Source organism: Paenibacillus gansuensis (assembly GCF_042684925.1).
GTDB lineage: Bacteria > Bacillota > Bacilli > Paenibacillales > DY6 > Paenibacillus_N > Paenibacillus_N gansuensis.
This window is the reverse complement of the sequence record NZ_JBHUME010000002.1, coordinates 67,643-79,492: the sequence shown is the minus strand read 5'-3', so window position 1 is coordinate 79,492 and position 11,850 is coordinate 67,643. Positions and strand designations below refer to the sequence as shown.

General features: G+C 50.4%; 8 protein-coding genes. 4 read left to right on the top strand and 4 right to left on the bottom strand.

The window, feature by feature from the left end; all coding sequences use genetic code 11:
- Positions 1-78 precede the first annotated feature (78 nt).
- The 4 genes from ACFSUF_RS00535 to ACFSUF_RS00520 are packed head-to-tail and all read left to right on the top strand — an operon-like array spanning position 79 to position 7,120.
- The gene (locus ACFSUF_RS00535) at positions 79-834 is read left to right on the top strand and encodes an endonuclease/exonuclease/phosphatase family protein (RefSeq protein ID WP_377599062.1); all 756 of its coding nucleotides are present in this window, start codon (positions 79-81) and stop codon (positions 832-834) included.
- A 17-nt stretch (positions 835-851) separates the two neighbouring features.
- Positions 852-5,204, top strand: a complete 4,353-nt coding sequence (locus tag ACFSUF_RS00530; protein WP_377599061.1) for a hypothetical protein — start codon at positions 852-854, stop codon at positions 5,202-5,204.
- A gap of 13 nt (positions 5,205-5,217) precedes the next feature.
- A complete protein-coding gene (locus ACFSUF_RS00525) occupies positions 5,218-5,952 on the top strand; it encodes a hypothetical protein (protein WP_377599059.1) in 735 nt (244 codons plus the stop codon).
- Between the two features lie 13 nt (positions 5,953-5,965).
- Positions 5,966-7,120 carry a hypothetical protein gene (locus tag ACFSUF_RS00520; RefSeq protein WP_377599058.1) on the top strand — a complete coding sequence of 385 codons (1,155 nt, stop codon included), beginning with the start codon at positions 5,966-5,968 and terminating at the stop codon, positions 7,118-7,120.
- A 112-nt stretch (positions 7,121-7,232) separates the two neighbouring features.
- On the opposite strand, the gene ACFSUF_RS00515 is transcribed toward ACFSUF_RS00520, so the two are convergent.
- From ACFSUF_RS00515 to ACFSUF_RS00500, 4 genes are all read right to left on the bottom strand, one after another.
- Positions 7,233-7,421 carry a hypothetical protein gene (locus ACFSUF_RS00515; protein ID WP_377599057.1) on the bottom strand — a complete coding sequence of 63 codons (189 nt, stop codon included), beginning with the start codon at positions 7,419-7,421 and terminating at the stop codon, positions 7,233-7,235.
- Between the two features lie 59 nt (positions 7,422-7,480).
- On the bottom strand, positions 7,481-8,392 hold the full coding sequence (locus tag ACFSUF_RS00510) for a PhzF family phenazine biosynthesis protein (RefSeq protein ID WP_377599055.1): 912 nt from the start codon (positions 8,390-8,392) through the stop codon (positions 7,481-7,483).
- A gap of 65 nt (positions 8,393-8,457) precedes the next feature.
- Positions 8,458-9,495, bottom strand: a complete 1,038-nt coding sequence (locus ACFSUF_RS00505; protein ID WP_377599053.1) for a ribonucleotide-diphosphate reductase subunit beta — start codon at positions 9,493-9,495, stop codon at positions 8,458-8,460.
- 63 nt (positions 9,496-9,558) lie between these two features.
- The gene (locus tag ACFSUF_RS00500; RefSeq protein WP_377599051.1) at positions 9,559-11,784 is read right to left on the bottom strand and encodes a ribonucleoside-diphosphate reductase subunit alpha; all 2,226 of its coding nucleotides are present in this window, start codon (positions 11,782-11,784) and stop codon (positions 9,559-9,561) included.
- Between the last annotated feature and the right edge of the window lie 66 nt (positions 11,785-11,850).

Sequence of the window (11,850 nt, the reverse complement as noted above, 5' to 3'; positions counted from 1 at the left end):
GAGCTGAAGGAAATGCGGTGTTTTGTCATTGACGGATACTCATCCATATGGAAAAATAAGTTAGAAAGGAGGAGGAGAATGAAGGTTGCATTTTGGAATGTGAATACCGGAAAGGGCAGTGTAGCAGACCGCAAAACCACCTTAACGAACTGGTGCGGCGAAATGAATTTAGATCTGTTAATACTGGAGGAAGTATCCAGTAAATTCTCGGACGACGATATGGAGCAGATCACCGGGCTCACCAAGGTGGCTCATGTCGGAACGCTGGATGTCCGGGGCAGAGGGACAACGAAACAAATCTGGGCGCTGAAAAGAGCGGGAATGCCTTTTGAAGGCCGGGCGCTCCGTCTTCCCAATCTACGTTCCATCCGCATGGGTATCAAGGTGAGTTATTCCAACCAGTTTGCCATCTGGGGATTGCATGCCAACTCTTCCTATAGGGGAGGAAGGAACACGGTCAATGAAAGTGAAGCTTATCTCCTGAAATACCAGAAGATTGTTATTGGCGGAGACTTCAATTGCCCGAACGCCTACGCCGAAAACAAAAGCGTCGGTATGGACATCACCAAGAGCTGGCAGAACAACGATCTCAAATTTTCGCAATGGAAGAAGGAATATGGAACAAGAATGACGTATCCTGATCCGGATTTTCATCTGGCTACAAAGGATTGCGGACTCCTTACCGTGATTCCCACCAAAAATAAGGTCATTGATTATGTGATGTACGGCAGCAGCCGAACGGTGCTTCCAGCCAGAAGCTGTCTTAGTGAAACACGTTGGGTGCAGATTCTGAAACAATTTGACCATAGTCCTGTAGTGTACAACATCACTTAAAATAAAGGAGGCTTGTTATGCAGGCCGCAGGGCTTCGAGCCTTATTTGGCAGCCGGATTGACTCCAACCGGCAATTGAACGTGAATCAGGATTTGCTCCCTGAAGCAGGTAAGCTGGCAGGGTATTTGCATGTTCCGATGCTGGTCATTGGTGAGGCAAGTGAAGATACGGCTACTCCCACTTCCCTAATCAAAGGTAAAATCACAATGTTTGGCTGGCAGCAGGCAGATGTGCATTTGTCGGGTGACGGCGATGATACATCGACTTGGCTTCAATTACAAATTACAGCCATTCCGTCGGCATGGAATTTGTCTCATTTGGGGACGATACCGCCCTACTGGGCCTCACAGCCGGATGAATTCGGCTATGCTCTTCAGGATTCCTTCTTCGGACAGCTCGAAAGCCAGGACACCGTTGTGACACTGTCGACTGTAACCCGGCCGGAAAGTTCCCTTCAGGAGGGCTTCAATATCTCAGGGAATTTGAAGCTGGACAATCAGTTTGCCGGGGGCATTGCAGGTGATGTCCTGCGTTGGTTTACGTTGAACCAGCCAGTGCCTTATCAGGGTACTGTTATGATTCCTTCCTCTAACTTGCCGCTTGAAATTGATATAAGAGCGGAATTGGATCAAAGTATCTCCTTTCAAATCTCTTCCCTCAAACCAGGCCGAATGTTTCTTTGGCTGCATACGCTTATCCCTCCCGAAACCGGGGAACCGGTAAGCCGGATGGAATTAGCCGCCAAGGTGATGATAGGTTCGCCTTCACCTATGGAATTAACGGTGTCTACTGAATTGGTTGCCGATTCAGGCAGCTTTGTATTCCGCGGTACTTCAGAAGATAAAAGCTTTACGCTTGGCAACGGCATAACCGATCTGGCTCATTTGCTAGGCGTATCAGAAGGGTCTATATCTATACCGGATGGGCTGCATGACTTTTCGTCACTCTGTCTGCAAGAAATCGCACTGGGTTTCTCCGCGCTGGACAAGTCACCTGAATACATAGAACTGGTTTTGGCCCTTTCCGGCGATGTGCCTTGGGAGACTCCTATTCCAGCTGTGAAAATCGAGCAGATTCAAACCGGATGGACCTATGAATTTGGAACGGGTCAGGAAGGGGCTCTCAGCGGTTTTATTGGAGGTACGGTGCGTTTAGGCAGCCAAAATCCGGTTCTTGTAGATGTAGAGGCTCTATACCCTGATTTCGAAATCATCGGGAGGCTGGAAGATGAGACTCCTATTTCATTAACGGAATTGATCAACACCTATTTACATGCAAGCGATCTTCCAGATATCGAAATTTCCGAGTTATGGTTTGATGCCATGCCTACACAAGGAGCTGTCTCTATTAGCGGCACGATCACGGACAACTGGTCTTTCCCTTTAGGCAAGCAAGCTTCTTTCGCTATCAGGGAGGTTGCTTTCAGTCTGCAATACGCGAAGGGGAGCGGCTTATCGGGATCCGTAGGCGGGTATGCCCAAATCGGTCCCGCATTGTTCAATGCCTCCTATGCTTTTCCCGGGAACGACTTTGTCATAGAAGGGCGCATCCCGTCTATATCTTTAAGCAGCTTATGGTCAGAGCTTACAGGGGATTCCCTGCAGCTGCCTTCCGGTTTGAATTTCAGCCTGGTCGATTCAGATATTGCCATTACCAAGACCGGCAGCGATAAAACGTTCTTCCTGCAAACAGGTATCAGCGGAGTGGGGACTTTGTTTTTTACAATCCTGTCCACACCGCAGCGTTCTTGGGGGGCGACGGCGGGTTTTGACCTATCAGGTTTGCGCAAACTCGGAGATCTTCCGGGATTCGAATTTTTGAATAAGATAGATTTGACACTTGAGCGCATGATTTTAGTATTGTCTTCCGTAGACTTACCGGCCGGATTCGTGTTTCCGGATCTGTCAGCCTACCAGTCCTCTGCTCCCCCGGCTTCGAATAAAGTGGCCATCCCGCGCGGAATCGGCGCACCCAAGCAAGGTGTTAATTTCTACGCTTCGATCGTATTCGGCGATAAGGCGGGTACGACAAGCAAACCTCTGCTTCAGCTTTATGATTATTTTTCAATTCAAAAAGTGGAACTGGATGTCGCCCTGCAAGTGTCGGATCAAGATGATTCGTTATCCGTTCTGCTCTTGGCAGGGATGTCCGCCTCAGGCGGCAACCCCGCGATATCCGGTGGAAGCTCTACTCATCATATGGACTTATCCGCCTATTTGGCCATTCAATACAGCGGGGGGACGGCAAGTATTTTTCTACGGGGCCAGTTAACGATTCCTGCCCCTCACGCGGTGAATGAAACATTAACCTTTGCTATGGAAATTGGAGTGGAGGAGAACGGGTTCTATCTTGCCGGGAGCATGACGGGATCCTGGGCGAATGCATTTGGCATTACCGGTTTTACGGTGAGTGATTTGGCTCTGGAAATCGGTGCGGACTGGGAACTGGTGCCTATGGCGGGTTTCGCGGGTACGGTGACGATGGAGAAGTTTAACGGTTCGGCAGCCTGTATTGTGAACACCGAAAATCCCGGGCAGAGTGTACTTGCCGGCGCCATAAGCGACAGCAGTCTGGGAGCGATACTGGATACATTTGTGGGAACCCTCGATCCGAATCATCCCGTTCCCGATGCAATCCGGTCTGTTTTGAATCAGATTGGTATCGAAGGGATCCATGAATTTACCATGCCTTTACTGCTGGCCTCCTCTCTGGACAAAAAAGACATGGCATCCATCTCCGCAGCTTTTCAGCAATACGGTAATACGGCGCTGCCGGCAGATACTTCATCAACCTTGATTGTGATTGGGGAACCAGGAAAAGCGTGGTTCATCACAGACAAAACGGCAGGGGTAAAGCATTACGAGATTCAAACGGTGGAAGGCCATCTTACCGTGAAGCTGGAAGCGCAGCTGTATTTTTGTCCATTGGACGTATCGATTGCGGCACTTTCTTTTAAGCAGGGATACCAGGTTTATGGAAAGCTGGATATATTCGGATGGTCGGCATTAACGGATGCTGTGATTTCGCAAAACCAAGGCTTGAGCGTGGAGGAAAGACTGGACCCCATTGATTTATTCGGGGGGTTATTCCGGCTGACCAAAGCTTCAAGCGACACCCGGGGAGACTCGCAGGCAGGCGGTCCGTACTTGTCCGTTTCCACCTATACGCAGCCGTCCAATCCTGAACCTTACCGCGAGCCGCATTTTTATGTTTCCGGGGCGCTGTCCTTTCTGGGGCTGGTTGATATGGAGATGGATATTTCGTGCACATCTTCCGGATTGCATATCGAGGTCGACCGTAATATGTTCGGTTCGGTTTTCGATTTTCATCTGGATGTTTCCTCCAAGCCGCTTTCCTTTGGCGGGGGAGGTACGGCAGGAATTGAATTGGACCTATCCATTGATGTGAGCAAGTATGGGATGGGGCATTTCACATTCGCCGACGTTGATTTCACGGCCAGTCTTGCTTTCGGACTTCAAGGCACGGATTTGTCAGCTGCGGCTGATGGAGATCTGTATTTGAACATTCCTGAATTTGGCGTAAAACTGGGGCCTTATCACGCACATCTTGATCTTGCACAAGTGGAACAGGCGCTCTGTAATCTGAAACCGCTCTTTAAAAAGGAATGGGAGAGCTTGGAATCGATCGCAGCCGACCTTGCTAAAGTACTGCTTACAGATGCCAAGAAATTTGCCAAATTGGTACAATCGGGAGCTATCCAGCTTGCGGATACGCTGGATCATGTGCTGACCAAGTTATTCAACGTGACTCTGGCGGATCTTACCGCGGTAACCAGCTGTTTTGCGGAAGACCGGCTTGCCCCCCACGTCTTTATGACATCAGGTACAGGTATGGATATGCTTCAAAGCAGCGACGATTCTTTGGATAGGCTGCGGGAGCTGCGTACGGATTTGAGCGGTTCTCCCATGGGGCTTTGGATTTTGAATATTTACAACACTCTGTCCGACCCGTTGGTAGACCTATATGATTATGTGCCTTCAGATCCTTCGGTTGCATCATTTAAACAAGTTCTGGACGCTTACAACGGAGACAGCGTATACCATCAATTAACCCAGTTGTTAAGCACGACAGGAACTTCGCAGCCGCTCAGCCTTTCTTCCGATTTTGGGACTTATGCCTTGTATATTGTCACGGGTCTATTGAGTATTGTCCCTTCCTACGGTGCCAGCGGGGGAAGCGGCGATACGCCGCAGAGCAGAAATGCCGCACTGATTCAGGCGGGTATTTCTGCCTTGCTGACCCAGCAGAATGTCATCTTAAACGCGGTCACTCAAGGGTGGAACTACAAGCAGTTATTGGATGCTATTGCTGCCATGACGCCGCCTAAGGACCCATTTACATCGGCATAAAGGAGTGATTGACATGACAAGAGCTTCAACGGAGGATACAGATTGGGAATCACTTCTTAAGACAGTGATCCAAAGCCTGATCCGTTCCTTTCCGGACATCATTCGCAACGGGGTTCATTCAGACGGAATCAACGTGCCTCCCTACACGAATAAACAAGTTCGGGATGTAAGTAATTTTGATACGAAACAAAATCCGCCGCTCTGTCCTATTTTATATTTACCAACCGAAACTACCCATGTAGACGCAGTTCATAACCGTCTTAACGGTTTGGATACGGTTTCGCTGTATGCGCCCATAACGTTTCCTGTACAAGACCGGCAAATGTCCATTCCGCTTCTGTTCCAAGATGTCACTTTGTCCGGAAGCTGGCATTCGTACACTCCTTGTAAGAATCTTAAAGGAACTGGGATTACCGCTGAACACTACGGTACCTTTTTGTTTCACTTTCAAGAAGTGCAGCTTACGTTAACCGTTGATTTGGACACTACTTTGTCAGAAGCAGTATCCGTTCAGGTCAAACTTACCGACCTGAATCAGAAATGGTCATCTCAGCCTGCTCTTCAGAACATAACGTTCGAAAGCAGCACAACGCAGGCCCAGCAGACGGTTGTCTTGTCTCTAATGCAAAGCGACGTTGTGATGCAGCAATTCCGCGACCCGGCAAAACAAGGGCTCGAAGGTGAGGAGCTTTCCAAGGAGATCCTCTCCGTAATCAATCAGATGCTTGCCAAAATCATGGATATGTAAAGGAGAGACAGGCATGTCGAATACGTTAATCAGAACGGGAACAGGGTTGTTTAATCTTCTTTTGAGCAAGTATACGGACAGCAACAAACAAGACTTCGGCGGAAACAAAATTGTGGATGTGCTGCAAATGGAAATGGTGTACGGACTGCAAGGGCCGCCGACGGTCTCGTTTTCCCAGGACCCGTCCGGTGGAATCAAGATTTCCTTTTTGTTCAGCCAAATGCAGCTTCAATTATTTGAGTACCGGAACGGCGAAAGAGGAAATCTGCAAGGAACCTATCAGGTTCCGGTTACTGTAACGGGACTATTGGCTCTGAAAGGCTCTGCCTTCACAATGACGAATCTGGAGGCTGTCCCTGCTGCGGTAGGCAGTTTGGATGAGAAAGTGGCGAAATTGTTCAATGAGCAGATCGTACCGCAGTTTCAAAAGCAAATGTCTTCGGTTCCTCTGCCTGATTTGGGCAAAGTGATCGGTGTTCCGATTGCAATGCAAGGGCTGTATCTTGAGAACGGTGCGCTTCACCTTCAAGCACAGGCTGGAGGTTCGGGCGGTAATGCAGTTCTCCCTCCGGAGCCGGAAACAGGGGCCGTCATTGCCGTAGCGATTGCATCGGACTTCATTCATGATATGGCCGCCTCCGGGTTTCCGGGTGCCAGCGCCCATGCCGGAGCCAAAAAGAGCAAATCGGGCTTTGGCTATGACGGCGAAGCCAGGGCTAGTGCGGATCAAACCAATGTATGGATAGCTGACGGTGCCGGTTACGGGACATTGCGCGTTTCAGCAAGCGCAAAGGGCGGAATCGAAGTGTTCGGCAAATGGGTCGAACCGGATATTTCCGTATCCACGCACACCCCTGCGCTGAATCTCAAACTGATAACCGACCATACGGCCCACAAAGCTATTGCGAAAGTATCCATGGACGGCTCGGTGTCATTTGACTTTGGGCTTCCCGGCGTACTGGAAAAAGCGGCAGACAGCATCTTATCGCTCATTAAGCCGCTGGCGGGAGAAATCACGAACGCAATAAATGCAGGATTGGATCAAGTGAATATAACAATGTTTACTTTGCCCGAACAAGTACCGGGGACGGATCTGTCAGCCGGACTGAACTTCAGGCAGCTCGGTTTCTATGGCAACTCTGCTTATGCTGTAATTGAAATAGCTTAATTCGAAGCCCGTTACAACGAAGGGGGCTGTCCCGAAAGGTAATTTGCACCTTTTAGGACAGCCCCCTTATTTCACATCGTTAACAAAGGCGAGCAAAACTGCGTACGCAGACTCAGTCAGCTAATCCAGCACGGCAGCCGGAAATGTCTTTGTCGTTCTTGCTGTAGGAGATCAGTGTAATTTCCTCGCCGAGCTCTTCGCGCATGCGGGATTCCAGCTGCCGGATTTCCTGCAGCAAGCCGGCGTGATCTTCCAAATCCGTTACTTCATAGGCATGTCCTTTTCCTACTTCGTGATCCATTAGGGCAACCCTCCTTCTATGTACGTCTTCTAAAAGTAGGGTTCCCTTTGGCGGCGCTCTTAAACAAATTCGCCTTTGGCGACGAGAATAGAGCGGCCGCCGACTTGGACCTGAATGTCCGAATTTGACTGCATCTGCCCAGCCTTTAGGTAAAGAAGGGAAGGGCGGGCGATTTCATACCCCTGTTCCACTTGAGTCTCAACAGACTGTTCCCCGAAATACCGGTACTTGACTAAGTAGCCGGCGAGACAGCCGTTCGCGGAACCCGTGGCCGGATCTTCAGGTACGCCCAGTGATTCTACGAACACCCGTGCATTCAGTTGATGGTTCGCATCATATGTCTCCGGGCTGAACACTAGTACCCCGCCGGTTCCTGCAAGGCGCTCGAGATCGGTATAGACCGTTTTGTCTTTGATGCCGCTTCGTTTGACAGCCTCAAGCGAGGTTAACGGGACAATCACAAAGGGCACTCCGGTGGAGACTGCTTGCGGCGTAAATCGACGGTCGGCGTCGCCGGGTTGCAGACCCAGCAGCCGCTCCAGCAGGTCCCACTCAAGCAAGGTGCCGAACTCGGGAGAATTCTGCTGCATCCAGAGCATTTCAGGCTCACCTGGCTGGGCCGGGTTATCTTGAGGCGGGGCTGTCACGGGAATTTGTCCGGCTTTCAGATTAAGCACAATGTTCTCGCTGTCGGGGCCTGCAATTTCCCGGCGAAGTACATACGCAGTTCCAAGCGTCGGATGTCCTGCGAACGGCAGCTCTTTTTCCGGAGTGAAAATACGCACATCATACCCGCCGTTAACGGGCTCTTCGGAAAGAATGAACGTAGTTTCGGAATAGTTCATTTCCTTGGCGATTTTCTGCATTTGTTCCGTAGTAAGCTCCGCTCCACCGCGGAACACGGCCAGCTGGTTCCCTTCATACTTGCGTTCCGCAAATACGTCCACAATATAAAATATCAAAGTTGTCACGTGAACACTCCTTCTGTCCTATTGGCATCAACCGGAGAAGGAGCGGGGGACTTTCCTTCCGCCGGCTATAGCTCGTCCCAGTTCAGGTTTGAGGATTTGCTGTAGTTGGTTACTTTTTGCTCAAAGAAATCAGTCTTCATGCCGTTCATGTTGCTAAAGCTTTCCACCCATTTCAGCGGATGCTCCGTTACTTCCGGGTACAGTACCTCGATCTGCAGTTTGCGCAGCCTCTCGTTGGACAGGAATTTAATATACGCATCGATAATTTCTGAAGTGAGCCCGGGGATTTGATTGGAAGTTATGTATTGTCCCCACTCGATTTCATGCTCTACCGCTGTCCGCATCATCTCCCGCAGCTCTTCAATGAGCTCATCCGTTACCAGTTCCGGGTTCTCCCGTCTTATTTCCCGGAAAATACCTTGGAACAAAGCCAGATGCGTCAACTCATCCCGCTGAATATACTTGATTTCAGATACCGTACCGAGCATCTTTCCTTGCCGTCCGAGGGCATAGAAAAAGCTGAACCCGCTGTAAAAATAAATGCCCTCCAGGATGTAGTTGGCCATAATTGTCTTGACGAGATTGCGTCCGGACGGGTCCTCGATAAACTGCTCGTACAGGTCGGTGATGAACCTGTTACGGCGTAGCAGATGTTTGTCTTCCCGCCATTCGTTGTAAATCCGGTCTCTAACTTCGGCTGGGCACACACTATCCAGAATATAGGAGTAGCTTTGGCTGTGTACCGCTTCTTGAAATGTCTGCACGGTTAGGCATAAATTAACTTCCGGGGCGGTGATGTATTCGTTGATGTTGGGCAAATTAGCGGTTTGGAGCGAGTCCAGAAAAATCAGGAAAGAGATAATTTTATCATAACTTTGTCTTTCTTCATTGGAAAGATGTTTATAATCCTTTGCATCCTGCGCGAGAGAAATTTCCTCGGGGATCCAAAAGTTGTTCATCATGGTGCGGTACATTTTGGTGGCCCAGTCGTATTTCACATTATTCAGCTCGATCAAATTCGTCGTGTTGCCCCCGATCATACGGCGCTTGCCCCAGTCACGGTCGCCGTCTTCGTTAAACAATTTCTTTTTGGTCAGTTCCATGGTAGTCCTCCTGTGTAGGTGATTAGTTGATAGGTATGGGTACTGCGTTCCATTCTGCCTTCATCATGACGAGCAGCTCACGCAATCCTCTACCTCAAGGCTCTGGTTGCGGCAGTAGTAGACGGTTTTCAAGCCGTGCTCCCAGGCGGCCATATACAGTTCCATGAAGTCCTTGGCGCCAATATCCGGCGTGATGTACAAGTTGAACGATTGCGCCTGGTCAATATGGCGCTGGCGTTTCCCGGCAGCGGCGATGCTCCAGCGCTGGTCGATCCGGTGAGCCTCCTTGTACAGCCAGAACGTGTCCGGCGTCAAGTTCGGCGCCGTTTGCGGAACGACCGCGTTCTTCTTCTCCTCGACGAAGAACTTGTTAAAGATCGGGTCGATGCCCGCCGTTGAGCCGGCGATCAGCGACGTCGATGCTGTCGGAGCAACAGCGAACATCCAAGCGTTGCGCACACCGTAACGCGCAACCTCCGCCTGCAGCTCCCGCCAAGCCTGGGAATCGTAACCGCGTCTTGTGAAATACTCGCCGGTCTGCCACTCGCTGCCTTCAAACACTTCATACGCACCTTTTTCCTTGGCTATCTCCATGGAGGCTTTGATCGCATAGTAGCTGATCCGCTCATACAGCTCGTCCGCCCGCTTCACATGCTCGTCGCTTTCCCAATGGATGCGCTCGTTTACCAGCCATTGGTGATATCCGCTGGTGCCCAGGCCGACAGCACGGTATTTCTTATTTGTGATTTCCGCCTGCGGTACAGGGTAATGGTTCAAGTCGATGACGTTATCCATCATCCGCATTTGGCAGCTGATTACCTTCTCCATGTCCTCGTCTGAATACACCCGGCCCAGATTGAGAGAGGACAGGTTGCAGACGACAAAATCACCAGCTTGTACTTTCGCCGTAATGACACCGTCCTCATGCGTTGTGGAGATGAACTCGGTTGCGCTCATATTCTGGCATATTTCCGTACACAAGTTAGAGCAGTAGATGATGCCCTTATGCTTGTTCGGGTTGGCGCGGTTCACCGTATCCCGGAAGAACAGGAAGGGGGTACCGGTTTCAAAGGCGCCGGCCAGAATCTTTTTCATCAGCTCAATCGCCGGAACCTCATCCCGCGACAATCGGGACTCGTTCACGCAAGCTTCATACTTGGCTTCCCATTCCTCGCCCCAATAATCTTCAATCGAGTACCCCATCACCGTACGCACTTCATGAGGATCAAATAAATACCAGGAGCCGCGCTCCCGCACCCGCTGCATGAACAGATCCGGAATACACACGCCCGGGAATATATCATGGGCCTTCATCCGGTCGTCGCCGTTGTTTGTTTTGACATTCAGGAAATCAAAAATATCCTTATGCCACACATCCAGATACACCGCCGCCGCACCCGAACGGACGCCAAGCTGGTCGACGGCTACCGCGGTATTGTTGAAGTTTTTGACCCAAGGGATCACACCGCCAGCCACGCCCTTAAATCCGCGGATATCGGAGCCCCGGCTGCGCACTTTGCCGATGTAGATGCCCATGCCGCCGCCATGCTTGGAGACTTGCGCAAAACTCTGGTCGGAGTGATAGATTCCCCACAGATTGTCCGGGACCGTGTCTATAAAACAGCTGGACAGCTGATGGAACGGCTTGCGCGCATTGGACAGGGTGGGGGTGGCTACGGTCATCTGAAGCTTGCTCAGCGCATCGTAGAATTTTTTGGCCCAGCCTAAACGGTCGGTCTCCTTCATGGCCAAATGCATGGCTACGCCCATAAACAGCTCCTGCGGCAGCTCCAGCACATCCCCTGTGAAGCTGCGGATCATATAACGGTCGGCAAGCGTTTTCAGCCCGATGTAATTAAACAGGTAATCCCGCTCAGGCACCAGGTATTCGCCCAGTTCGCGGATTTCCTCACGGGAGTAATGTTCCAGTATATATCGTCCATACAAGCCCTTGTCGGCTAGATAAGTGAGCAGAGAATAGAAGTCCCCATAGCCGAAATGCCCGTATTTGCGGTGGATTTGTGCCTCTTTGTAAAGATCGTATACCAGCAGCTTCGCGGCCACGAACTGCCAGTCCGGCTGATCTACCGATGTTTTCTCTACAGCTACTTGGGTTAAAGTACGTTGAATCTCTTTTGTTGAAATATGCTGGCGAAAATGCGGCAGCAGCGCCGTTTCCAGCTCTAGAGGATCGCAGTTTTCGTAGCCTTCGCAGGCAAAATCAATCACTTTTTTCAGCTTGGCGAATACCAATTCTTCCTTTTGACCGTTGCGTTTAACAATTTCCATGAATGCTTAAGCTCCTTTACTAGACGCGGAATTATAGAATACAAAAAGAGCAGAATCCCCGAAAGG